Here is a 24279-nt window from a genome sequence, read left to right as displayed (position 1 = left end):
GGACGTGAGTCCAGTAGCGCTCTAGGACCCGGGGAAGTGATCACGTGGCGGACAAGACTGCGCAGACGATCTACATCGACGCCGAGCCCGCGACGGTGATGGACGTCATCGCCGACATTGGCTCCTACCCGGACTGGGTTGCCGAGTACAAGGAGACCGAGGTCCTCGAGAGCGACGACGAGGGCTACCCGAAGAAGGCGCGGTTGGTGCTCGACGCCGCCGTGCTCAAGGACACCATGGTGCTGGCCTACACCTGGCCCGCCGACCGCACCTCGGTGCGGTGGTCGCTGGTGTCGAGCTCCCTGCTGAGGGCCCTGGATGGCGCATACCTGTTGTCTCCCAAGGGCTCCGGTACCGACGTCACCTACGAGCTATCGGTCGACCTGGTCATTCCGATGATCGGATTGCTCAAGCGCAAGGCCGAACGCCGGCTCACCGACACCGCATTGAAGGACCTGAAGAAACGAGTCGAGGCTGACTGAGAGCAGCGATCCGGGCCGACCTTCCGCGGCCGGCAGTGCCAGGATCAGCCTCTTCGTCGGCAAGGGTGGAGTAGGCAAGTCCACCTTGGCGACTGCCGCCGCGGTGCGCGATGCGCGCAGCGGCCTGCGAGTGCTGGTCGTGTCGACCGACCAGGCCCATTCCACGGGTGACGTCCTCGGCATCCGCGTGACGCCGACGGGGGAGCGCCAGCCGACGAGGGTCTTGGCCGAGCTCGACGCGGGCAGCGACGCCGGGTCCGGCGGCTCCCTCGACGTCCTCGCCCTGGACACCCTGGCGCTGCTCGAACGGCGGTGGCGACAGGTGGCCGGTGTGCTGGCCGCCCGATTCCCCGAGTCCGATCTTGGAGACGTTGCACCGGAAGAGCTTTCGGCGTTTCCCGGCATTCAGGAGGTGCTCGGCCTCGACGAGGTGGCCGAACTGGCCGCCTCTGGTCAGTGGGATCACGTGGTCGTCGACTGTGCGTCCACCGCCGACGCCATGCGGATGCTGACCCTGCCCGCGACGTTCGGGCTCTACCTCGAACGGGCCTGGCCGCGGCACCGCAGGCTGTCCATGGGCGACGAGGTCGCCTCCGCGGGCATCGTCGAACTGGTGGAACGGATCGCCGCCAGCACCGAACGCCTCGGCGAACTCCTCACCGACGCCGCCCTGGTGAGCGCGCACCTGGTGCTCACCCCCGAACGGGTGGTGGCCGCCGAGGCGGCCCGAACGTTGGGGTCGCTGGCACTGATGGGAGTGTCGGTGCACGAGCTGATCGTGAATCAAGTGTTGGTACAAGACGATTCATACGAGTACCGAAACCTGCCCGAGCACCCGGCATTCGACTGGTACACCGAGCGGATCGCCGAACAGCGCCTGGTCCTCGACGAACTGGACGCCACGATTGGCGACGTCACCCTGGTGCTCGTCCCACACCTCGCGGGGGAGCCCATCGGACCCAAGGCGCTTGCCGAACTGCTCGACGCCGCCAGGCACCGGGACGGATCGGCGCCGCCGGCGCCCGTGCGGCCGGTGGTCGACCGAGAATCCGGATCCGGACTCGATGCCGTCTATCGGATGCGGTTAGAGTTGGCGCAGGTCGACCCGAACTCGCTGACGCTGGGCCGGGTCGACGACGACCTGATCATCGGCGCCGGTGGCATGCGTCGCCGGGTTCGGTTGGCGTCCGTCTTGCGGAGATGCACCGTGATGGACGCGCAACTGCGCGGCGGTCAACTGACGGTGCGCTTTCGACCGAATCCCGAGGTGTGGCCGGCATGAGCGACTTCCACACCGACCTTCCTCCCGAGCTGCGCCAGCTCGCGCAGTCGATCCTGAACAAGCTGGACCCCGCCGTGAGAATGGCCGCCGCCCGCGCCACCTCGGGCAGCGAGGGCAAGTGCCAGCAGGTGTGGTGCCCGGTGTGCGCCCTTGCCGCGTTGGTGTCCGGCGAACAGCACCCGCTGCTCGGCGTCATCGCCGAACACGGCGTCGCGTTGCTGTCGGTGGTCCGCGCGATGACCGACGCCATGACCGACGCCGCGGGCCCCGGTTCCGGCGGTCCCGACACCCCGTCGCCGCCGACCGACCCTCGACCCGGCGGCGATCCGCCGCCGTCCGCGCCGGGCCATTACCAACACATCCCCGTCAGCGTCGAGGACTGACCCGCGACTGGGTACAGTTGTCGCAGGGCACCGTCCGGGAGCCCGCCGCGGGAGGCTCGATGTGGTATTGGCTCTTCAAATACGTCTTCATGGGCCCGCTGCTGACCTTGGTCGGTCGCCCGAAAGTGGTTGGGCTGGAGAACGTTCCGGACCGCGGCGCCGTCATCCTCGCCAGTAATCACCTCGCCGTCGCCGACAGCTTCTACAAGTGCCTGGTGGTCCGGCGTCGGATCACCTACCTGGCCAAGGCGGAGTACTTCACCGGCACCGGACTCAAGGGCTGGTTCACCCGCTGGTTCTACACCGCCGCCGGACAGGTCCCGATCGACCGGACCGACGCCGACGCCGCACTCGCCGCCCTCACCACCGCGAAGCGCATCCTCGGCAAGGGCAAGGTCCTCGGCATGTACCCGGAGGGCACCCGCTCGCCCGACGGCCGTCTCTACAAGGGCAAGACCGGCATCGCCCGGCTGGCGCTGGAGACCGGCGTCCCCGTCATCCCGGTGGCCATGGTCGGCACGGACGACGTCAACCCGCCCGGATCGAAGATGTGGCACTTCGGCCGCGTCGAGGTCCGCTTCGGCAAGCCGCTGGACTTCTCCCGGTTCGAGGGCCTCGCGGGCAACCGCTTCATCGAGCGCGCCGTCATCGACGAGGTGATGTACGAGCTGATGCAGATGTCCGGCCAGGAGTACGTCGACCTGTACGCCGCCGACGTGAAGGTCGCACTCGAAGGTGGGGCCGGCGGATCCGACGGCACGCCTCCCGCCCGGATGCCGACCTCCGCTGCGGGCTAGGTCGCCGCGTGCGCCGGTGTGGCGTCCGCGTTCGCCCCTGAGCCGTCGCGCTCGCGCAGCGTGACCGCCCCCGACACGGCGATCAGGGCCAGCGCCCACCACACGTAGGAACCGCCGAGGAGCTGGCGCCACAGCGCGGCGGACGTCTCCTCGTGTTCGACCATCAGGTGAATCGGCACGAAGTAGGTCAGCAGGATTCCGACGGCGCTGAGGACACCCATCGCGACGCTGCGATAGCGCACCCCGAGCACGCCCGTCGTGATGATCGCCGGTAACGCCCACACCCAGTGGTGCGACCACGACACCGGCGAGACGACCAAGCCGAACATCGCCACGCAGATCAACGCCAGCACCGCCTGGTCGCCGGCCCGCACCGAGGCGGTCTCGCCAGGCCGCAGCACCCGGCGAACCGCCCACCAGGTCAAGCCGAGCACCGCGAAGCAGGCGACCAACCACACGAAGAACCGCGGCGTTTCACCGAGCCCGAGGCGGGCCAGGGTGCCCGCGATGTTCTGGTTGGTCAGATAGGTGGCGGTGCCGATGCGGTCGGTGTCGCGGATCGTCTGAGTCCAGTACTCCCACGAATCCCTGGCGGCCAGCATGAATCCGACGGCCGTCGCCACCACCGCCGACGCCACGCTCGTCAGCAGCGCCCTGGTGTCGCGCCGAAGGAGGAAGTACAGCAGGAACACGGCGGGCGTCAGCTTGAGCGCGATGGCCACGCCGAGCAGCAACCCCCGCGGCCATGGCGTCTTCTTCGGCACGCAGTCGGCGATGACGAGCGTCATGAGCACGACGTTGATCTGGCCGAACTCGAAGTTCGACCGGATGGGCTCCAGATAGACGGCGGCCGGGGCGACGATCGCCGCGGCCAGCCAGCAGCGGCGTTGCCACCCGTCCAGCACCCCGAGGCGGGTCAGCACGATCGCCGTGGTGACCATCAGCAACACGAAGGTGACGGCCGTGATGCACGCGCTCGCCGCGTTCAGCGACAGCATCGCGAACGGAGCGAAGACGGCGGCCGCGAGCGGTGGGTAGGTGAACGGCAGGTCGAGGCCGGCGACGGTGTGGAAGAGCACGCCGTCGCGGTAGAGGGACGTTCCGTCGAGCCACGCCCGACCGCCCATCCGGTAGACGTCGATGTCGATGCGATAGGGGGTCACGGCCAGCAGCCGCCACCCCGCCCAGACCACCGCCGCGACGGTGAGCAACTGGAACAGCCGCCATCCCGCGCCTGCCCACCACGCTCCGCTGCGGAACTGCCGAATTCTCATGTCGCGGACCAGAGTATCGGTGGCCCCCGGCGAGTCGGGGACCATCCGGTCCACGACGCGCGCAGGTCGGCGTAAGTTTTGCGGGTGTTCGACGATTGGAAGTTCGACTTCGGGCTCGACTTGGCGATCCCGCCTGGCCGGCAACCGCTGATGTGGTGCCTGATCGCGTTTCTGCTGACGTTCCTGGTGACGCGCACGATCGTCCGATACATCCGGCACAACGAGAACAACAACGCCGACGGCACCCCGCCCAAGTGGTGGCAGCCTCGGAACATGGGTCACGGGACGACCCACATCCACCACGTCGTCATCGGTGTGATCCTGGTCATGGTGTCCGGGGTGACGATGGTGACGCTCGCCGTCGACGGCGGCGTGCCGGAGTTCACCGTCGCCGCCATCATGTTCGGGATGGGCGCGGCCCTGGTGCTCGACGAGTTCGCGCTCATCTTGCACCTGCAGGACGTGTACTGGTCCGAGGACGGCCGCACCTCGGTGGACGCGGTGTTCGCCGCGGTCGCAGTGGCCGGGTTGCTCATCCTCGGCTTCAACCCGTTGTCGTTCTTCGACATCGACATCTGGCGCCAGGACCAGACGCTGCTGGCTCGCGGCGCCGTCATCGGAATAGCCCTGATCACCCTGGCGCTGGCCGTGATGGTGTTGCTCAAGGGAAAGGTGTGGACCGGTTTGGTGGGCATGTTCATCACGCCGCTGCTGATCGTCGGCGCGATTCGGGTCTCGCGCCCGCATGCGCCGTGGGCGCGGTGGCGCTACGGGCGCAGGCCCCGCCGGATGCACCGGTCGCTGGAGCGGGAGCGTCGGCTGCGCCGCCCCGTCGTGTCCGCCAAGCTCTGGCTGCAACACGTCATCGCGGGCGAGCCGCACTTCCCCGACGACGTCGAGGTCGACGCCCAGCTCGACCGGGAGATCCATCCGGCTCCGGCCCCGGTGGGGACGGACGCCTCCTGATGCGCTACTTCTACGACACCGAGTTCATCGACGACGGCCGCACCATCGACCTGATATCGATCGGCGTGGCAGCCGAGGATGGCCGCGAATATTACGCCATTTCAACCGAATTCAACCCGGAGCGGGCCGGCGCCTGGGTGCGCAAGCACGTGCTGCCGAAGCTGCCGTCGCCGTCGTCGAAACTGTGGAAGTCCCGGCGTCAGATCCGCTCGGACCTCGAGGACTTCTTCGACGTCGACGGCGACGAGACCATCGAATTGTGGGCCTGGGTGGCCGCCTACGACCACGTCGTGCTGTGCCAGCTTTGGGGGCCGATGACCGATCTGCCGCCCGCGATCCCGCGGTTCACCAGGGAGTTGCGGCAGTTCTGGGAGGACCGCGGATCACCGCGAATGCCGCCGCGGCCGAGGGACACCCACGACGCGTTGGTCGACGCCAGACACAACCTGACGAGGTTCCGCTTGGTGACGGGTCTCTCCGGACATGACGAGGACCCCGACGACGACGATGACGGGTCCTGGGCCGCACGCTCCTGAACTGCGGCGATGCGCGGGACCGGGATGCAAGGGGAGGGTCCGCGCGCAGTTACCATGGACGGGTGAACTGGACCGTCGACGTGCCCATCGACCAGCTGCCGGAGCTCCCGCCGCTGTCGAGTGACCTCCGCGAGCGGCTCGACGCCGCCCTCGCCAAGCCGGCTGCCCAGCAGCCGAGCTGGCCCGCGGACCAGGCCAAGGCAATGCGGACGGTCCTGGAGAGCGTGCCGCCGGTGACCGTGCCGTCGGAGATCGAGCGGCTCAAGGGCCACCTCGCCGACGTCGCGCGCGGAGAGGCATTCCTGCTCCAGGGCGGCGACTGCGCCGAGACGTTCGTCGACAACACCGAACCGCACATCCGGGCCAACATCCGCACGCTGCTGCAGATGGCCGTCGTGCTGACCTACGGCGCCAGCATGCCGGTGGTCAAGGTCGCGCGCATCGCCGGCCAGTACGCCAAGCCGCGGTCGTCCGACGTCGACGCGCTTGGCCTCAAGTCCTACCGCGGCGACATGGTCAACGGGTTCGCCCCCGACGCCTCGGTGCGCGACCACGACGCCTCGCGACTGGTGCGCGCCTACGCCAACGCCAGCGCCGCGATGAACCTGGTGCGGGCCATGACGTCGTCCGGACTCGCCTCGCTGGAATCGGTGCACGACTGGAACCGCGAGTTCGTCCGCACCTCGCCCGCGGGTGCCCGGTACGAGGCGCTGGCCGCCGAAATCGACCGCGCGCTGCGGTTCATGAGCGCGTGCGGCGTCAACGACATCAACCTCCAGACCGCCGAGATCTACGCCAGCCACGAGGCGCTGGTGCTGGACTACGAGCGGGCGATGTTGCGGCTGTCCAACGAGTTTCCCGTCGAGGCGCCCGAACCGCGGCTCTACGACCTGTCGGCGCACTACGTGTGGATCGGTGACCGCACCCGCCAACTCGACGGCGCGCACATCGGTTTCGTGGAGACCATCTCCAACCCGATCGGCGTCAAGATCGGGCCGACGACGCCGCCAGAGTTGGCCGTCGAGTACGTCGAGCGTCTCGATCCGCACAATCAGGCGGGACGCCTGACGCTGGTCAGCCGGATGGGAAACGGCAAGGTGCGCGACCTGCTGCCGCCGATCATCGAGAAGGTGCAAGCCACGGGCCGTCAGGTGATCTGGCAGTGCGACCCGATGCACGGCAACACCCACGAGTCGTCGACCGGTTACAAGACACGGCACTTCGACCGCATCGTCGACGAGGTCCAGGGCTTCTTCGAGGTGCATCGCTCGCTGGGCACCCACCCCGGCGGCATCCACGTCGAGATCACCGGTGAGAACGTCACGGAGTGCCTCGGTGGCGCGCAGGACATCTCGGACGCCGATCTGGCCGGGCGCTACGAGACGGCGTGCGACCCGCGGCTGAACACCCAGCAGTCCCTCGAGTTGGCCTTCCTGGTCGCCGAGATGCTGCGAGGCTAGAACAGCCCCTGCAGGTTGCTGCCGAGCGTCCACGCTCCGGCGGCGACAAGTGCGGTGAGCGTCAGAATGCCGACCGACCAGAACATCGTCACGCGTCGGCCGCGTTGCCTGGCCCACTCCAGCTCGTCGATGTCGATACCCGCGAATTGGCCTGCGGCGTAACCGCGTTCGGGACGTTCCCAATCGCCGGGGCCGCGCGTCATCTCCCGGGTGTGTTGACGCGGCGCCGGTGGGGGAGCCACGTCACGGGTGGGCAGGATCGGCGTCGGTGGCGCCGGGGCCGCAGTCGCCTCGGTGGTGTGCTCGTCGCGGTCGTCCAGCCGGCTCTGAAACTCCGCCGACGCGACGTGCTGAGCGGAGTTCGCCGGCGCAGGCACCCGGAACGACGGCAGGCCCAGTTCGGTCACGACGGCGTCGAGGTCGGCGCCCATCGCCGTCGCGTCGGGATAGCGGTCCCCTGGCGTGCGCCTCGTCGCCCGCCGCACCAACTCGTCGAATTGCGGCGGCACCCCCGTGATCGCCGCACTGGGCGGCGGCACGTCGTTGTCCATCCGCTGGTACGCCACGGCGAGCACGCTGTCACCGGTGAACGGGGTGCTCCCGGTGAGCAATTCGTAGGCGAGGATGCCGACGCCGTAGACGTCGCTCTCGGGGGTCGCGTCGCCGGTTCCGACCTGCTCGGGTGACAAATAGGCGGCGGTGCCCAGGATCACACTCGTCGAGGTGATCTTCGCCTCGGCGACGGCGCGGACCAAACCGAAGTCGGCGATCTTCACCTCGCCGTCGTCGGAGATCAGCACGTTCTCCGGTTTGATGTCGCGGTGCACCAACCCCGCCCGGTGCGCCGCCGCCAGACCCCCGAGGATCGGCGTCAGCACCGCGGCGACGGCGTGCGGCGGCATCGGACCGCGCTCACGGAGCAGCTCACGCAGCGTTCCGCCTTCGATCAACTCCATGACCAGGTACGGAAGGCCGGCGCCATGGTCCCCGAGGCCCTGGTCGTAGACCGCGACCAGCCCGGGATCCTTCAGCCGCGCGACGGCGCGGGCCTCGCGCTGGAACCGCACCAGGAACTGGGAATCGCCCGCATAGCGGGAATCCATCACCTTCAGCGCCACCGGACGGTCCAGCCGGAGATCCAGTCCGCGGTACACCGCGGACATCCCGCCCGTGGCGATCAGGGCGTCGACGCGGTACCGCGCATCCAACACGATGCCGACGAGCGGGTCCGATCGTTGGCTGGTATCCACGCACGCATCTTAGACTCGGACCGGTGAGCAACATTCCGGCTGCCGACGACGTTCTGGACCCCGACGAAGCCGTCTACGACCTGCCCGCCGTGGCGTCCATCCTCGGCATCCCGGTGACCAAGGTGCACCAGCACCTGCGCCAGAAGCACCTCATCAGCGTCCGCCGCAACGGCGTCCTGGTGGTGCCCAAGATCTTCTTCGACGACAAGAACCACGTCGTGAAGAGTCTGTCGGGCCTCCTGGTCGTGCTGCACGACGGCGGCTACAGCGAAAACGACATCGTCCGGTGGCTCTTCACCCCGGACCCGTCGCTGACCCTCAGCCGTGACGGCACCGGAGAGGTCGTCGAGAACGCCCGGCCGGTCGACGCGCTGCATTCGCATCAGGCCCGCGAGGTGGTTCGCCGCGCTCAGGCGATGGCGTACTAGGACCGGCCTACGGGGCGGCGGGGGCCTTCTCGGCCTCCGCGCTCTCGGGGGACTTCGCCAGCGAATACCACGCCACCGCCGCACACGCGGTGGCGAGCCCGACGTGCAACCACGAGTACATGCCGTGTGAGCCGTCGGGCTTGAAGATCACCATGATCCACGTCGAGAACCCCGCGATGACCGCGATCGACTGCCTGCTCTGCGCCAGCGCCGACAGCACGGCCAGCGGCCACGTGTAGTACCAGGGGAGGGCCGCGGGGACGAACAACACCACGACGAGCATCGCCAACGCGATTCCCGTCAGGGCCTCCCGGTCGTCGTGGCGGAACCGCCACCACAGCAACGGAAGTGAGATGGCGATGATCGCCACCCCGGCGATGCGCGTCACCTCGAGGACGGCATAGAAGTTCACCGGCAGGAACAGGCCGCCGATGGCGTTGACCAGGTTCGCCACCGCGGTCGGCACCGTGAGCCAGTTGATGATCTTCACCGAGCCCGCGAGCGCAGTCAGCCAGCCGAGCCCGACCCCCGCCAGCCACGACACCACGGCGAACACCACCACGAAGATGAGCGCCGACGCGCCGGTGGCCAAGCCGAAGGCACGCGCAGGCCCGAGACCGCGTTTCTCCCTGAGTCGGTGCATCCACATCCACACCATGAACGGCAGGGCGATTCCCGCCGTCGCCTTCACCGCAACCGCGATGGCGATCAGGCTGACGCCCCACACCGGTCTGTTCTGCAAGGTCAGTGCGATGGCCGCCATCATCAGGCCGACCATCAGCATCTCGTTGTGGACACCACCCATCAGGTGGATGATCACCAACGGGTTGAGCACGCAGATCCACAGGGCGGCAGGCCCGTTGGCCCCGACGTGGCGCGCGATCCGCGGGGCGGCCCAGATCAGCATCACCAGCCCGGGCAGCATGCAGAGCCGCAGCAGCATGGTGCCCTCGATGACGTGGTCGCCGACCACCATCGTGACGAACTTGGCGACCAGGATGAACACCGGGCCGTACGGGGCGGTCGTCGTCGTCCAGATCGGGCTCACGTCGTCGAGCAACGGATTGGGGTTCTCGATCGGGCCGACGACGTAGGGGTCGAATCCGTCGCGCAGCAAGGCTCCCTGTGCCAGATACGAATACGTGTCGCGGCTGAACACCGGCGCGCTCAACAACAGTGGCGTCAACCAGAACCCGGTCGTCGCCAGCATCGTGTACGTGGTCGCGGTGCGGTCGACGACCCGGCGGCCCAACAGCAACCAGGCGATCAGCATCGCCGCGACGCCACCCCACAACAGCAGCGACGAGAACACCAGACCGTGCCCAAAACGCAACCAGGACAGGGAAATCGACTCGAGCACCGGATCGTGCAACCGAGTGCTGCCCGCGCCGAGGCCACCGAGGGTGATCAACACCGCACCGAGGAAGCCCAGACGAGCCGGTCGGCCCTCCCGGGACGCGGCGAATGCGGTCAGGCGCGAGACGTGGCTCCCGAAACGGGATTTCGGTTGGCGCGCGGCGGTCGGAGTCGTCATGCGCCTCAGGCGGTCCGGTTCGACGCCAATCTGGCGAGCTCGGCCAGACCGACCTTGGCGTCGGCGTTGACGTCCGCCGCGTCGAGGAGGGCAAGGGCCTGCCCGGTGAGCAGCTCGATGCGGGCCTCGACGGCGGCGAGCGCACCCACGGACTCGATGACCTGACAGAGCTCCCGAACGTCGGCCTCGGAGAGCTCGGTGCCGATCGAGGTGCGCAACATCTTGGCGGCCAACGGGTCCGAGGCGTCGGCCCGTTCGACGGACTCGGCGAGCAGCACGGTGCGCTTGCCCGACCTCAGGTCGTCACCGGACGGCTTGCCGGTGACCGCGGGGTCGCCGAAGACTCCGAGGACGTCGTCGCGCAGCTGGAACGCCACCCCGAGGTTGGTCCCGACCTGATGGAAGGTGGCCTGCACCTCGGGCCGGTCGGCCGCCGCCGCCGCACCGAGCTGCAGCGGCCGCGTCACCGTGTACGAGGCGGTCTTGTAGGTGTTGACGTTCATGGCGGACTCGACGGTTTCGGCACCGCTCGCCTCGGCGACGATGTCGAGGAACTGTCCGCCGAGGACCTCGGTCCGGATGTCGGCCCACACCTTCTGGACGCGGCGGTGGGCGTCGGCAGGCAGGTCGGCGGAGGTGACGATGTCGTCGGCCCAGACCAGGGACAGGTCGCCGAGCAGGATGGCGGTCGACAACCCGAACTGTTCGGAGGAGCCGTGCCAGTTGCGCTCGCGATGAAGGTCGGTGAAGTGCCGGTGCACGGTGGGAAGTCCGCGACGGGTGGCCGAGGCGTCGATGACGTCGTCGTGCACCAGCGCGCAGGCGTGCAGCAACTCGAGCGCGGAGAACAGCAGCAGCGCGTCGGAGTCCGCCTTCGGGGTGGCGGGGTGATCAGCCGGTCCGACTGCCCGCCAGCCCCAGTAGGCGAATGCGGGACGCAGCCGCTTGCCGCCGCGGAGGACGAACTCCTCGAGGGCGGCCGTCATCTCCGCGTAGTCGGCACCGATGTAGGCGGCGCCGGCGCGGCGCGTGGTCAGGTATTCGCGCAGTCGATCGGTGACGGCGCCCGCCAATTCCGTGGCCGACGGTGTCGCGGCAGCATTGACGCTCAGCGCCCGCCCCTTTCACTACGAAGAACCCTCAGACTAGTGCGATCCATCAGCGCGAGTCGTGCGGGTTGGCCATCACCGGGCTGCGGTCACGGCTGTTCCAGGCGACGCCGCCGACGACGAGGGCCACCAGGAACGCGGCGACGCCCATCCAAATCGCCGCGCCGGCAAACGAGCGTGCGCTGGGGTCGGTGTAGCGGGCTTGGGCGTTCATCGTGCTGACCACGCCCGGCTTGAGCGTCCACTGGACGACGTCGGAGGACACCTGTTCGCCGTTGGTGGAGGTGACGTCGCCGGGGAACGCGACGTTCAGCGACACGTCGGCGTCGGGATCGTTGAGCGAGGTGAGGTCCGCCCGGCCTTCGAGGATCACCAGGTCACCGGCGCGTCGCAGCGAGATGTCCACCCCGGCGGCGTCGGCGTTCATGTTGGCGAGCTGCGGCAGCTCGGCGAACGTCAGGTCGGAGAAGACCGCCTGGGAGCCGACGTAGTCGTCGCGCTCGTACGGCGACACCGACACCTTGTTGGCGAAGGGCAGGCTGTTGAGCAGCTGCGGGCCCTTGTCGTCGCCGTCCTTGGGCTTGGCCGCGGCGATGATCTGACCCGACACCCGGTCGTCGGGGGACACCGTGATCGACGCCCGCACCCGGACACAACCCGCGATCATGGGCGCGATCAGGACCAGCAAAAGCAAAGCGAGCAGGCGTTTGCGGCGGGTTGGCACCCCGACATGGTGCCAGACCGATGCCCTCGTCGACGTACTAGAGCGGCAGATTCCTACCGAGAATGGCGAACGGCCGCGGATCCCCGGCGAAGTGGTAGCCCCTGATCACGTCGGTGAACCCGAGGCGGCGGTACAACCGCCACGCCCGGTTGGCCTCCTCGTCGACCTCGGGGGTGGAGAGCAACACCTGCGGCTCCGAGCGACCCAGCAGCAGCCGACGGACCAGCGCCTCACCGAGCCCCTGCCCCTGCGCCCGCGGGTGGACGTGTACCTCGGTGAGCTCGAAGTAGTCCGTCGTCAGCTCCACGATGCGCGCCCTGTCGGCGCCGCCACGCTCCAGGCCCTGGACGACTTGCTGTTGCCACCACTGGTCGGGGGCGCCGCAGTAGCCGTACGCCACCCCGAGCATCGGGGCCGAGGTCAGCGGCGGCCCGTCGGGGTCGTCAGGGGAGCGGTCGGGGACCTCGACGGCCGCGACGGCCGTCCAGCCCCGTCTGTGGGTGTGCTCGACCCACATCGAGGCACGCTGATCTTCGGTGCCGCGGGGATAGCGCATGGCGTCGACGTAGATGCCGAGGGCGTCCCCGAGACGCCGTTGCATGTCGCCGGGTGACAAGTCGATCAGGAACGTGGCCAACCTCAAAATGCCCTTCGCGCTGTTGCCGATTCGACGTCATTATCCGGTCAGTGACGCGGGATCCCGCCACCGGCGGGGCACGAACTACAATCGAGGCCTGACGTCGGTTCGGGGGCTACCTCGAAGTGACTCGGGGAAGTAGGTGGTACGCGCCGGATTCTGCTCGTATCATGATGGCAAGGGTGCCCCGCAATTCGCGGGCGTACGTATTTCGAACGCACGGCCGCAATTTCGCGGCCGCAGCAGGGACGCAACATGGGAGGCGCGGATGCCACTCTCCGATCATGAGCAGCGCATGCTCGACCAGATCGAGAGCGCTCTTTATGCCGAGGACCCCAAGTTCGCGTCGAGTGTGCGCGGCGGGAATCTCCGGGCACCGTCGGCGCGTCGTCGCCTGCAGGGCGCCGTCGTCTTCATCGTCGGTCTGGCGTTGCTCATCTGTGGTGTCGCGTTCCGGGCCACCCAGATCAGCGGGTTCCCCGTTCTCAGCGTCATCGGCTTCATCCTGATGTTCGGCGGGGTGGTGTACGCCATCACCGGTCCGCGCGTCGCGGGTGGTCGTGAGGGCGCCGCACCGGAGCCCAATTCGAACCAGCAGAAGCGGGCCAAGGGCGGCAATTCGTTCTCCAGCCGCATGGAGGAAAGGTTCCGCCGCCGCTTCGAGGAGTGACGACTGCGTCATCTGAGGGCAGCTCCGTATGGAGCTGCCCTTTTTCTTTGCGTTCGACACGCCGCGGTGGACGCGTGGCGGTGGGTGGTCAGCCCTTTCCCCCCACCGCGCCCCACCACCAGCCCCACATGCCTCTAGCTGGCCTTTTCGTGTCGTAGGCCGGCATCGTCGACCATTCCCGGCCCGAAAACAGCCCGTTCGTGGTGCGCGGTGGGGGCTTGTGCCCGTCTTTTGCCAATGAATGGAGCAAAGTGGGGGATCGTGGGGTAATGTGGCGGACAACGGAGCGGCTAGGGCTCCGCTAGTTCGGCAGCAGGCGGAGGTGACGGGATGTTTCTCGGCACCTACACGCCCAAGCTCGACGACAAGGGGCGGCTCACGCTGCCCGCCAAGTTCCGCGAAGCACTGGCAGGGGGGTTGATGGTCACCAAGAGTCAAGATCACAGCCTCGCCGTCTACCCAAGAGCGGAATTCGAGAAGCTCGCACAGCGGGCATCGCAGGCATCGCGGAGCAATCCGGACGCCCGCGCCTACCTGCGGTACCTTGCCGCGGCGACCGACGAACAGCACCCAGACGCACAAGGCCGGATCACCCTGTCGGCCGACCACCGGCAATACGCAGACCTCTCCAAGGAGTGCGTGGTGATCGGCTCGATCGAGTACCTGGAGATCTGGGACGCCCGAGCGTGGCAGGAATACCAGTCGACCCACGAAGAGAACTTCTCCGCGGCCAGCGATGACACCCTGCGCGACATCATCTAGAACGACCGTTGACACCGGCCAAGCCCTTGCAAGGTGGCCTCTGCCCGAACCGGCCCTGACGTACTTCCCCAACGCCAGGTCCGCACTCTCGGGCAGGGACCTCCCTGCAAGGGCAGGCACACATGTCCCCGCCACTTCTTGCAAGGGTGCTGCTGTTATGTCCGACCGTCACCCACACGACCCGGTCCTCCTCGACCGCTGCGTCGAACTCCTCAAGCCCGCCCTGACCCGGCTCAGCTCCGACGGCGCGGGCGCGGTCCTCGTCGACGCGACCCTCGGCGCCGGCGGCCACGCCGAACGCTTCCTCACCGAACTCCCCGGTCTTCGTCTCGTCGGTTTGGACCGGGACCGCACCGCCCTGGCGATCGCGGGAGAGCGACTGGCCCCCTTCGGAGACCGCGTCGAATACGTGCAAACCCGGTACGACGGGTTCTGGGCCGACGACACCGTCGTGGACGGGGTCCTCTTCGACCTCGGCGTCTCGTCGATGCAACTCGACCGCGCCGAGCGCGGCTTCTCCTACTCACACGACGCGCCGCTCGACATGCGCATGGACCAGGACGCGCCACTCACGGCAGCCGAGATCCTCAACACCTACGACAAGAGGGCTCTGACGAGGATCCTTCAGGAGTTCGGCGAGGAGCGCTTCGCCAGCCGCATCGCGGGTGAAATCGTCCGGCGCCGCAGCCAGAAACCGTTCGAGACCACCGCCGAACTGGTCGAGGTGCTCTACGACGTCATCCCCATTCCCGCTCGCCGCACCGGGGGACACCCCGGCAAGCGCACGTTCCAGGCGTTGCGCACCGCGGTCAACGGTGAACTGGACTCGTTGCGGTCCGCGATCCCGTCGGCTCTCGCGGCGCTGCGCCAACACGGCCGGATCGTGGTGATGGCCTACCAGTCGCTCGAGGACCGAATCGTCAAGGGCGAGTTCGCCGCTGCGACCGCCTCGCGAACCCCGGCCGGCCTTCCGATGGAACTTCCCGGCCACGAGCCCTACTTCGTCCCGCTCACGCGGGGCGCGGAAAAGGCAGGGGACGACGAGATCGCCCTCAATCCGCGCAGTGCGTCCGTTCGGCTGCGAGCCCTCGAGAAGCGGACCTCGGAAAAGATCGTCAGAAGGGAAGGTTCGTGATGGCCAAGCGACGAGAAGCGATGCGTGGCTCTGACGAACGCAAGCGGGGTAAGCGCGCACCCCGTCCTTCGGGTGAGGCGGCAGCGCAACGGCGCCCCGTCGACGCGCCGCCGCGTGGCCGCCGGACGACCCGCGAGCAGCGCCCAGAACACTCGCGGCCACACACCGGCCCGATGCCACGGCCCGCCGACGGACCGGTACGGCCCAAGAACGCCGCCCAGGCCAAGGCCCGAGCCAAGGCCCGAAAGGCCAAGGCGCCCAAGGTAGTTCGCCCGCCCCTTCGGGAACGCCTGCTGGTCCGGCTGTCGTCGGTCGACCTCGACCCCCGCAGGTTCGTCACCAGGGTGCCGTTCGTGGTGCTGGTGATCGGAGCGCTCGGAGTGGGCCTCGGCGTCACGCTGTGGCTGTCGACCGACGCCGCCGAGCGGTCCTACGAGCTGGGCCGTGCCCGCCAGGTCAACCAAGCGTTGATGCAGCAGAAGGACGGCCTCGAGCGCGACGTCCTCGAGGCCCAAGCCGCGCCCGCGCTGGCCGAGGCGGCGCGCAACCTCGGCATGATTCCCTCCCGCGACACCGCGCACCTGGTGCAGGACGCGTCCGGCAACTGGATGGTCGTCGGCACGCCCAAGCCCGCCGAGGGCGTGCAACCGCCGCCGCTGAACAGCCCGCTGCCCGATCCGGCACCGCCCGCAGCGCCCGCGGCGCCCGCCCGGCCTGCGCCGCGCGTCGTCGACCCGCGTGAGGTGGCCGTACACATGCCGCCCGCCGGGACGGCCGTGCCGAACCAAGCGCTGCCCAACCAAGCTGTGCCCAATCAAGCCCTGCCCAACCAAGCGCTGCCCAACCCCGAGGTGCCCGTGACCGGCGCGCTTCCAGGGGCTCCGGTCATTCCCGTCGTACCGGGACAGGCTCCGCTCGCGGCCGTCCCGACTCCGCCGCTGACCCCGGGCGCGGTACCCCTGCCGCCCGACGCCGCCACGCTGCACCTCGACTCGCCGCAGGGGCCAGCGCTGCCCGGCCCGGCGCCGGTTGACCCCGCCGCGCCGGCCGCACCGGTGCTCGTCCCGGGACCCCCCGCATGAGCCGGCCCGGTTCGCCACATCCCGCCAACGAGCGCCGCACCCGCAAACCCGTCGCCGACGACGGTTTGCGCAGCGCCTCCTTCGCGTTCCGTCATCGGATCGGCAACGGCGTCATGGTCGTCGTCCTGCTCCTGGCCGCAGGCCAGCTCTTCATGCTTCAGGTGCCACGCGCCGAGGGCCTCCGCGCCGAGGCGGCCAGTCAGCTCAAGGTCACCGACGTCGAAGAGGCCGTCCGCGGAAGCATCGTCGACCGCAACGACGACAAGCTGGCCTTCACGACCGAAGCGCGCGCACTGACGTTCCAGCCCACCAAGATTCAGAAGCAACTCGTCGAGGCCCAGGGCAAGAAGCCCGACGCACCCGATCCGGTGAAGCGGCTCCGGGAGATCGCCAAGGGCGTGTCGGGTCTGCTGAACAACAAGCCCGACGCCGACACCCTCTACAAGAAGCTGTCGGGCAAGGACACCTTCGTCTACCTGGCCCGCGCCGTCGACCCGGCGATCTCCGACGCCATCATCAGCAAGTACCCGGAGGTGGGCGCCGAGCGGCAGGACATCCGCCAGTACCCGGGCGGATCCTTGGCGGCGAACATCGTCGGCGGCATCGACTGGGACGGTCACGGACTGCTCGGCCTCGAAGACTCCCTGGACTCCAAGCTGGCGGGCACCGACGGGTCGGTCACCTACGACCGCGGCTCCGACGGCGTGGTGATCCCCGGCAGCTACCGCAACCGCCACGACGCCGTCAACGGCTCGACGGTGCAGCTCACCCTCGACGACGACATCCAGTTCTATACCCAGCAGCAAGTGCAACAGGCGAAGAACCTCTCGGGCGCCAAGTCGGTGTCGGCCGTCGTGATGGACGCCAAGACCGGCGAGGTCCTCGCGATGGCGAACAACGACACCTTCGACCCCAGCCAGGACATCGGCCGTCAGGAAGACCGTCAACTCGGCAACCCGTCGGTGTCCTCACCGTTCGAGCCGGGGTCGGTCAACAAGATCATCACGGCGTCGACGGCGATCGAGAACGACCTCACCAACCCCGACGAGGTGCTCCAGGTCCCGGGGTCGATCAACATGGGCGGCGTCACCGTGCGCGACGCGTGGGCACACGGCGTGATGCCGTACACCACCACCGGAATCTTCGGGAAGTCCTCCAACGTGGGCACGCTGATGCTGGCCCAGCGAATCGGTCCCGAACGCTACGCCGAGATGCTCGACAAGTTCGGCCTCGGCCAGCGGACCGGGGTCGGCCTGCCGGGCGAGACTGCGGGCCTGGTTCCGCCCATCGACCAGTGGTCGGGCAGCTCGTTCGCCAACCTGCCGATCGGACAGGGTCTTTCGATGTCACTGCTGCAGATGACGGGGATGTACCAGACCATCGCCAACGACGGCGTCCGCATCCCGCCGCGAATCATCAAGGCCACCATCGCCTCCGACGGCACCCGCACCGAGGAGCCGCGGCCGGAAGGCGTCCGCGTGGTGAACCCGGGAACGGCTGAGGCCGTGCGAAACCTGTTGCGGGCCACCATCCAGAAGGATCCCACCGGTGTTCAGCAGGGCACGGGGTCCGGCGCCGCGGTGGAGGGCTATCAGATCGCGGGCAAGACGGGAACGGCGCAGCAGATCAACCCCGCGTGCGGCTGCTACTACGACGACGTCTACTGGATCACCTTCGCGGCGATGGTGCCCGCCGACGACCCGCGTTACGTCGTCGGCGTGATGATGGACAACCCGCACCGCACCGCCGACGGGTCGCCTGGCACGACGGCGGCGCCGCTGATCCACAACCTGTCGGCGTGGCTGCTGCAGCGGGAGAACGTGCCGCTGTCGCCCGATCCCGGACCGCCACTGGTCCTGCAGGGCTGAGCCCAGGAATTTGGCCGCTAAGGTGTCATGGCCATGAACTTGCGTCCCTCGAGTCCCGCCGGTGACGACCTCGCCGCATTGGCCCAGCGTGTGCACGCAGAGCTTCGGGTCGCCTCAGAATCACTGCGATCACCGCGGGTCACCGGGGTCACGCTGCGCAGCCAGGACGTCCAGCCCGGCGATCTGTTCGCCGCGCTGCCAGGCGCCCGGTCCCACGGCGCGAAGTTCGCCGCGGACGCCGTCCGTCAGGGCGCCGTCGCGCTGCTGACCGACGAGGCGGGCGCCCAGGTCATTGCCGGCAGTACGGCCGTGCCCCTTCTGGTCCATTCCGCGCCGAGGTCGGTGCTCGGAGACCTGGCGGCAGAGGTCTACGGCAGGCCGTCGGAACACATGCGCGTGATCGGGGTGACCGGCACCTCCGGCAAGACCACCACCACCTATCTGGTGGAGGCCGGGCTGCGGGCCGCGGGACGGGTGACCGGCCTGGTCGGCTCGGTCGGCATCCGCATCGACGGACGCGACGAGCCGAGCGCGCTGACCACGCCTGAGGCGCCGGACCTGCAGGCGCTGTTCGCGGTGATGCTGGAACGCGGGATCGACACCGCGGTGATGGAGGTGTCCAGCCACGCGCTGACGCTGGGTCGCGTCGACGCGGTCCACTTCGCGGTGGGCGGTTTCACCAACCTCTCGCGTGACCACCTGGACTTCCATCCCACGATGGAGGACTACCTCGACGCCAAGGCGCGCCTGTTCGAGCCCCAGTCGTCAACGCACGCAGACGTTTCGGTGGTCTGCGTCGACGACGACGGTGGCCGCGCCATCGCCGCCCGCGCCGAGCGGCCCGTCACGGTGAGCGTCGCGGGCCACGAGGCGGACTGGCGGGCCCAGGACGTACGCACCCTCGACGGCGGCGGGCAGGAGTTCCTCGCCGTCGACCCGGCGGGTGTGCACCACCGACTGCGGATCGGCCTGCCAGGGCACTTCAACGTCGCCAACACCCTGCTGGCCGCCGCTCTGCTCGACGCGGTGGGCGTGTCGCCGGAGCAGGCGGCGCCTGGGCTGCGGACGGCGACGGTGCCCGGTCGGCTTCAGCCGATCGACTGCGGCCAGAACTTTCTCGCTCTTGTCGACTACGCGCACAAGCCGGGCGCACTGCGCGCGGTGCTGGAGACGCTGCGCGCCCAGACTCGCGGCCGCATCGCGGTGGTCGTCGGGGCCGGTGGCAACCGCGACCCCGGCAAGCGGGCGCCGATGGGTCGGGCGGCCGCCGAACTGGCCGACCTCGTCGTCGTCACCGACGACAATCCCCGTGACGAGGACCCCGCCGACATCAGGGCGGCCGTCGTCGCGGGAGCTGCAGGCGGTCCCGCCGCGGTCGAGGAGATCGGTGATCGGGCGGCCGCCATCGACTTCGCCGTCGGGTGGGCACGGGAGGGTGACGTCGTGCTGGTGGCGGGCAAGGGACACGAGGCCGGGCAGACCAGTCACGGCCAGACCCGCCCATTCGACGATCGCGACGAATTGGCTCGCGCACTGAACGCCCTCGGAGTGACGCCGTGATTCCCATGACGCTGGCCCAGATCGCCGACATCGTCGGCGGTGAGTTGGCCGACGTCTCGGTCGAGGAGGCGCAGACTCTGGTCGTCACCGGAAGCGTCGAGTTCGACTCGCGCGCCGTCACCCCCGGCGGGCTGTTCCTGGCACTGCCCGGGGCGCGGTCCGACGGGCACGACTTCGCCGCGGGCGCCGTGGCGGCGGGTGCGGTCGCCGTGCTGGCCGCCCGTCCGGTCGGCGTTCCCGCCGTCGTGGTGCGGCCCGATGCCGTCCCGGCGGATTCCGGGGCCAGCGTGCTCGAGTTCGACTCGGACGGATCGGGCGCCGCGGTGCTCGAGGCGTTGGCCAAGCTGGCCGCCGCGGTCGCCGCGGAGCTCGTCGCCGGCGGGCTCGTCGTCGTCGGTGTCACCGGGTCGTCGGGCAAGACGTCCACCAAGGATCTGCTGGCCGCGGTGCTCGAACCCCTCGGCACGGTCGTCGCGCCGCCCGGGTCGTTCAACAACGAGCTGGGCCATCCGTGGACGGTGCTGCGAGCCACCACCGACACCGACTACCTAATCCTGGAGATGTCGGCACGTCACACCGGCAACATCGCCGCGTTGGCGCGGATCGCCCCGCCGTCGATCGCCGTCGTGCTCAACGTCGGCACCGCCCACCTCGGGGAGTTCGGCTCGCGGGAAGCCATTGCCGCGACGAAGGCTGAACTGCCGCAAGCGGTTCCGGCGTCGGGAGTGGTAATTCTGAACGCCGACGACCCGGCGGTGGCGGCGATGGCCGAGCTGACCGCCGCGCGCGTGGTCCGCGTCGGGCGGTCCGTCGGCGCCGACATCTGGGCCGACGACGTCATGCTCGACGAACTGGCCAGGGCGCGGTTCACCCTGCATGCCGCCGGCGGACAGATCGAGGTGGCGCTCGCCGTGCACGGCGACCACCAGGTGTCCAACGCGCTGTCCGCGGCGGCCGTCGCCCTGGAGTGCGGCGCGACCCTCGAGCAGGTGCGGGACGCGCTCGCGGCGGCCGGACCCGTGTCACGGCACCGCATGCAGGTCGCCACCCGCGCCGACGGCGTGACGATCGTCAACGACGCCTACAACGCCAACCCCGATTCGATGCGCGCAGGGCTCAAGGCGCTGGCCTGGATGGCCCGCGGCGGATCCGATCCCGGCGCCGACCGTCGCCGGAGTTGGGCGGTCCTGGGGGAGATGGGCGAACTCGGCGAGGACGCGATCGCCGAGCATGACAGCATCGGTCGACTGGCAGTGCGCTTAGATGTGTCTCGACTGGTCGTCGTCGGAACCGGGAGATCAATGAGCGCCATGCACCACGGGGCGGTGATGGAGGGGTCATGGGGCAGTGAGTCCGTCATGGTCGCCGACACCGATGACGCCTTGGCGCTGCTCCGCGACGAATTACGCGGGGGAGACGTGGTCTTGGTGAAGGCCTCGAAGTCGGCGGGTCTTGCTGCGCTGGCCGACGCGCTCGTAGCCGATCAGGCCACCGGATGAGGCAAATTCTCATTGCGGTCGGCATTGCGTTGACGGTGTCGATCCTGTTGACGCCCGCGCTGATCCGCGTGTTCACCCGGCAGGGCTTTGGGCACGAGATCCGCGAAGACGGTCCGCCAAGCCACCACAAGAAGCGTGGCACGCCGTCGATGGGTGGCGTCGCCATCCTGGCGGGCATCTGGGCCGGCTACCTCGGCACGCACCTGGTTGGCCTGGCCTTCGACGGCGAAGGGCCGTCGGCCTCGGGCCTGCTGGTGTTGGGGTTGGCCACGGCACTGGGCGCCGTCGGCTTCGTCGACGACCTCATCAAGATCCGGCGTTCACGCAATCTCGGGCTCAACAAGACCGCCAAGACGGTCGGCCAGCTGGCCGCCGCGGTGCTCTTCGGCGTGCTGGTCCTGCAGTTCCGCAACGACGACGGCCTGACACCCGGCAGCCCGGAGCTGTCCTACGTCCGCGAGATCGCGACCGTCACGCTGGCACCCGCGGTATTCGTGCTGTTCTGCGTCATCCTGGTCAGCGCCTGGTCCAACGCGGTGAACTTCACCGACGGGCTGGACGGCCTCGCGGCCGGTGCGATGGCGATGGTGACGGCGGCCTACGTGATCATCACGTTCTGGCAGTTTCGCAACGCGTGCGCGTTCAGCCCCGGCCTCGGGTGCTACAACGTCCGCGATCCGCTGGACTTGGCGTTGGTCGCTGCGGCGACGGCGGGTGCCTGCATCGGCTTCCTCTGGTGGAACGCCGCGCCGGCGAAGATCTTCATGGGCGACACCGGGTCGCTTGCCTTGGGCGGGATCATCGCGGGACTGTCGGTGACCAGTCGCACCGAGATGTTGGCGATCGTCCTCGGGGCGTTGTTCGTGGCGGAGGTCACGTCGGTCGTCGTGCAGATCCTGGCGTTCCGCACGACGGGTCGGCGGGTGTTCCGGATGGCGCCGTTCCACCATCACTTCGAGCTGGTGGGGTGGGCGGAGACGACGGTCATCATCCGGTTCTGGCTGCTCACGGCCATTGCGTGCGGTTTGGGGGTGGCACTCTTCTACAGCGAGTGGCTCGCCTCCGTGGGTGCGTAGCCAGCGCTTCACCGGGCGGTCATTCCGCGACACGCGTCGGATGTCCACCGACCTCGGGCTGTGACGGGGGAGGATTCTGGGGTGCTAGTGACAAATGAGCCAGTTGTGAACAATGTGACTCATGTGACGAGTGCGGCCCGGTAGGCACCGTGACCGACATCTTCGCTAGATTGCGCCGCAGCAAACCCCACTCCGGCAACGGCGCCACCGCAACCAGCACGGTCGACGCCGTCCCCCGCACCCGGTTCGGGGCCTGGCTGAGCCGACCCTTGACGTCGTTCCACCTCGTCACCGCCGTCGCCGCACTGCTCGTCACGCTCGGGCTGACCATGGTGCTGTCCGCTTCGGGGGTGCACTCCTACGACGAGGACGGCTCCCCGTGGGCGATCTTCGCCAAACAGGTCCTCTGGACCGTCGTCGGCCTGGTCGCCTTCTACATCGCCCTGCGCACGCCGGTGGCGCTGATGCGCAAGCTGGCGTTCCCCGGCTTCATCTTCACGATCATCCTGTTGATCCTGGTCCTCATCCCCGGCATCGGTAAGCTGTCCAACGGTTCCCGCGGCTGGTTCGTCGTCGCAGGCTTCTCGATGCAGCCCTCGGAGCTGGCCAAGATCGCCTTCGCCATCTGGGGTGCGCATCTGCTGGCCACACGCCGGATGGAGCGCGCGTCGGTGCGCGAGATGCTCATCCCGCTGATCCCGGGCGCCTTCATCGCACTGTTGCTCATCGTGCTGCAACCCGACCTCGGCCAGACCGTCTCGCTCGGCATCATCCTGCTGGGCCTGCTGTGGTTCGCCGGCCTGCCGCTGCGAATCTTCCTGAGCTCGATGGCGGCAGTCGTGGTGGCCGCCGGCATTCTGGCCATGTCGGCGGGCTATCGATCCGACCGGGTGCAGTCGTGGCTGAACCCGGGCGACGACATGCAGGGCTCTGGCTACCAGTCACGCCAAGCCCGCTACGCGCTGGCCAACGGCGGCATCTTCGGCGACGGGCTTGGTCAGGGCACCGCCAAGTGGAACTACCTGCCCAACGCCCACAACGACTTCATCTTCGCCATCATCGGAGAGGAACTCGGCTTCGTCGGCGCGGCCGGGCTGCTAGGCCTCTTCGGTCTTTTCGCCTACACCGGCATGCGCATCGCGCGGCGCTCCGCGGACCCCTTCCTGCGACTGCTGACCGCCACGACCACGCTCTGGGTGCTCGGCCAGGTCTTCATCAACGTCGGCTACGTCGTCGGCCTGCTGCCGGTGACGGGCCTGCAGCTGCCGTTGATCTCCGCGGGTGGGACGTCGACGGCCACGACGCTGTTCATGCTGGGCATCATGACCAACGCGGCGCGCCACGAACCGGATGCGGTCGCCGCCCTGCGGTCCGGTCGCGAGGACCGGTTCAACCGGCTGCTGCGACTGCCGTTGCCGGAGCCCTACGTCCCGTCCCGACTCGAGACGGCGCGCGACCGGTTGCGGACACGACCGGACAAGCCCCCGCGATCCCCGAAGCCGCCCAAGCCCCCCAAGTCCAAGGCCAAGTCCGCCAAACCCGCGGCGGCCAAGGCCGGCCCGAAGAAGCCCACGTCGAAGGCGGGTTCCAAGGGCAAGCCCACGCCCGTTCGCAAACCTGCCGAGGATCGCAGACGTGGCGCGGCGGAACCGGCCGGCAGGACGGCGAGGGGCGCAGGGCATCATGGAGACCGTCAGCGTCAGTCGAGTCGTCGGGCTCGCCCTCTGGAAGGTCAGCGTTACGGGTGAGCAACCCTGGTTTCCCT

General features: G+C 68.8%; 23 protein-coding genes. 17 read left to right on the top strand and 6 right to left on the bottom strand.

The window, feature by feature from the left end:
* Positions 1–44 precede the first annotated feature (44 nt).
* The 4 genes from ASD37_RS17425 to ASD37_RS17410 are packed head-to-tail and all read left to right on the top strand — an operon-like array spanning position 45 to position 2944.
* Positions 45–482, top strand: coding sequence for an SRPBCC family protein (locus ASD37_RS17425; protein ID WP_056553889.1), 438 nt, complete (start codon positions 45–47; stop codon positions 480–482).
* Positions 475–1764 (top strand): ArsA family ATPase, encoded by a 1290-nt coding sequence (locus ASD37_RS17420; protein ID WP_082570218.1) that lies wholly within the window; start codon positions 475–477, stop codon positions 1762–1764. Before ASD37_RS17425 ends, ASD37_RS17420 begins: the two co-directional genes overlap by 8 nt.
* Positions 1761–2147, top strand: a complete 387-nt coding sequence (locus tag ASD37_RS17415) for a hypothetical protein (protein ID WP_056555329.1) — start codon at positions 1761–1763, stop codon at positions 2145–2147. Before ASD37_RS17420 ends, ASD37_RS17415 begins: the two co-directional genes overlap by 4 nt.
* A 59-nt stretch (positions 2148–2206) precedes the next feature.
* Positions 2207–2944: a 1-acyl-sn-glycerol-3-phosphate acyltransferase gene (locus ASD37_RS17410; protein WP_056553883.1), complete on the top strand. Its 738-nt coding sequence runs from the start codon at positions 2207–2209 to the stop codon at positions 2942–2944.
* Here the strand turns inward: ASD37_RS17410 and ASD37_RS17405 are convergent.
* Positions 2941–4218, bottom strand: coding sequence for a glycosyltransferase 87 family protein (locus ASD37_RS17405; RefSeq protein WP_056555326.1), 1278 nt, complete (start codon positions 4216–4218; stop codon positions 2941–2943). The two genes, ASD37_RS17410 and ASD37_RS17405, sit on opposite strands and share 4 nt — an antisense overlap.
* A gap of 150 nt (positions 4219–4368) precedes the next feature.
* Here ASD37_RS17405 and ASD37_RS17400 point away from each other — a divergent pair, with 150 nt between their 5' ends.
* The 3 genes from ASD37_RS17400 to ASD37_RS17390 all read left to right on the top strand — a co-directional run bounded on the left by ASD37_RS17400 (position 4369) and on the right by ASD37_RS17390 (position 7180).
* On the top strand, positions 4369–5184 hold the full coding sequence (locus tag ASD37_RS17400) for a hypothetical protein (RefSeq protein WP_056555323.1): 816 nt from the start codon (positions 4369–4371) through the stop codon (positions 5182–5184).
* Positions 5184–5720: a polyadenylate-specific 3'-exoribonuclease AS gene (locus ASD37_RS17395; protein ID WP_056553880.1), complete on the top strand. Its 537-nt coding sequence runs from the start codon at positions 5184–5186 to the stop codon at positions 5718–5720. The genes ASD37_RS17400 and ASD37_RS17395 overlap by 1 nt, the downstream gene beginning before the upstream one ends.
* 62 nt (positions 5721–5782) lie before the next feature.
* Positions 5783–7180 (top strand): class II 3-deoxy-7-phosphoheptulonate synthase, encoded by a 1398-nt coding sequence (locus ASD37_RS17390; RefSeq protein WP_056553877.1) that lies wholly within the window; start codon positions 5783–5785, stop codon positions 7178–7180.
* Here the strand turns inward: ASD37_RS17390 and ASD37_RS17385 are convergent.
* Positions 7177–8430, bottom strand: coding sequence for a protein kinase (locus ASD37_RS17385; protein WP_056553874.1), 1254 nt, complete (start codon positions 8428–8430; stop codon positions 7177–7179). The genes ASD37_RS17390 and ASD37_RS17385 overlap by 4 nt on opposite strands.
* A gap of 23 nt (positions 8431–8453) precedes the next feature.
* Between ASD37_RS17385 and ASD37_RS17380 the strand changes: the two genes are divergently transcribed.
* Positions 8454–8858, top strand: a complete 405-nt coding sequence (locus tag ASD37_RS17380) for an Rv2175c family DNA-binding protein (protein WP_056553871.1) — start codon at positions 8454–8456, stop codon at positions 8856–8858.
* 7 nt (positions 8859–8865) lie between these two features.
* On the opposite strand, the gene ASD37_RS17375 is transcribed toward ASD37_RS17380, so the two are convergent.
* The 4 genes from ASD37_RS17375 to ASD37_RS17360 form a co-directional block, all read right to left on the bottom strand.
* A complete protein-coding gene (locus ASD37_RS17375) occupies positions 8866–10392 on the bottom strand; it encodes an alpha-(1->6)-mannopyranosyltransferase A (protein WP_056553868.1) in 1527 nt (508 codons plus the stop codon).
* Between the two features lie 5 nt (positions 10393–10397).
* Positions 10398–11465 (bottom strand): bifunctional (2E,6E)-farnesyl/geranyl diphosphate synthase, encoded by a 1068-nt coding sequence (gene idsA2 / locus ASD37_RS17370; RefSeq protein WP_056553864.1) that lies wholly within the window; start codon positions 11463–11465, stop codon positions 10398–10400.
* A gap of 85 nt (positions 11466–11550) precedes the next feature.
* Complete coding sequence (locus ASD37_RS17365; protein WP_200959936.1) at positions 11551–12168, bottom strand: DUF3153 domain-containing protein; 618 nt, start codon at positions 12166–12168, stop codon at positions 11551–11553.
* Positions 12169–12262: 94 nt separating this feature from the next.
* On the bottom strand, positions 12263–12862 hold the full coding sequence (locus tag ASD37_RS17360; RefSeq protein WP_056553858.1) for an N-acetyltransferase: 600 nt from the start codon (positions 12860–12862) through the stop codon (positions 12263–12265).
* Between the two features lie 268 nt (positions 12863–13130).
* Here ASD37_RS17360 and ASD37_RS17355 point away from each other — a divergent pair, with 268 nt between their 5' ends.
* From ASD37_RS17355 to ftsW, 9 genes are all read left to right on the top strand, one after another.
* Positions 13131–13532 carry a DUF3040 domain-containing protein gene (locus tag ASD37_RS17355; protein ID WP_056553855.1) on the top strand — a complete coding sequence of 134 codons (402 nt, stop codon included), beginning with the start codon at positions 13131–13133 and terminating at the stop codon, positions 13530–13532.
* A 330-nt stretch (positions 13533–13862) separates the two neighbouring features.
* Positions 13863–14294 carry a division/cell wall cluster transcriptional repressor MraZ gene (mraZ, locus tag ASD37_RS17350; protein ID WP_056553852.1) on the top strand — a complete coding sequence of 144 codons (432 nt, stop codon included), beginning with the start codon at positions 13863–13865 and terminating at the stop codon, positions 14292–14294.
* A 157-nt stretch (positions 14295–14451) separates the two neighbouring features.
* A complete protein-coding gene (gene rsmH / locus ASD37_RS17345; RefSeq protein WP_056553850.1) occupies positions 14452–15429 on the top strand; it encodes a 16S rRNA (cytosine(1402)-N(4))-methyltransferase RsmH in 978 nt (325 codons plus the stop codon).
* Positions 15430–15449: 20 nt separating this feature from the next.
* Positions 15450–16511, top strand: a complete 1062-nt coding sequence (locus tag ASD37_RS17340) for a hypothetical protein (RefSeq protein ID WP_370073064.1) — start codon at positions 15450–15452, stop codon at positions 16509–16511.
* Positions 16508–18379 carry a penicillin-binding protein 2 gene (locus ASD37_RS17335; RefSeq protein ID WP_056553845.1) on the top strand — a complete coding sequence of 624 codons (1872 nt, stop codon included), beginning with the start codon at positions 16508–16510 and terminating at the stop codon, positions 18377–18379. The genes ASD37_RS17340 and ASD37_RS17335 overlap by 4 nt, the downstream gene beginning before the upstream one ends.
* Positions 18380–18412: 33 nt before the next feature.
* The gene (locus tag ASD37_RS17330; protein ID WP_056555321.1) at positions 18413–19939 is read left to right on the top strand and encodes a UDP-N-acetylmuramoyl-L-alanyl-D-glutamate--2,6-diaminopimelate ligase; all 1527 of its coding nucleotides are present in this window, start codon (positions 18413–18415) and stop codon (positions 19937–19939) included.
* A complete protein-coding gene (gene murF / locus ASD37_RS17325) occupies positions 19936–21438 on the top strand; it encodes a UDP-N-acetylmuramoyl-tripeptide--D-alanyl-D-alanine ligase (protein ID WP_056553843.1) in 1503 nt (500 codons plus the stop codon). The genes ASD37_RS17330 and murF overlap by 4 nt, the downstream gene beginning before the upstream one ends.
* A complete protein-coding gene (mraY, locus tag ASD37_RS17320; RefSeq protein ID WP_056553840.1) occupies positions 21435–22514 on the top strand; it encodes a phospho-N-acetylmuramoyl-pentapeptide-transferase in 1080 nt (359 codons plus the stop codon). Before murF ends, mraY begins: the two co-directional genes overlap by 4 nt.
* 170 nt (positions 22515–22684) lie before the next feature.
* On the top strand, positions 22685–24262 hold the full coding sequence (ftsW, locus tag ASD37_RS17315; protein WP_235568479.1) for a putative lipid II flippase FtsW: 1578 nt from the start codon (positions 22685–22687) through the stop codon (positions 24260–24262).
* The last annotated feature ends 17 nt before the right edge of the window (positions 24263–24279 follow it).

The sequence above is a fragment of the Mycobacterium sp. Root135 genome, assembly GCF_001426545.1.
Lineage (GTDB): Bacteria > Actinomycetota > Actinomycetes > Mycobacteriales > Mycobacteriaceae > Mycobacterium.
This window is presented reverse-complemented; position numbering and strand designations above follow the sequence as displayed.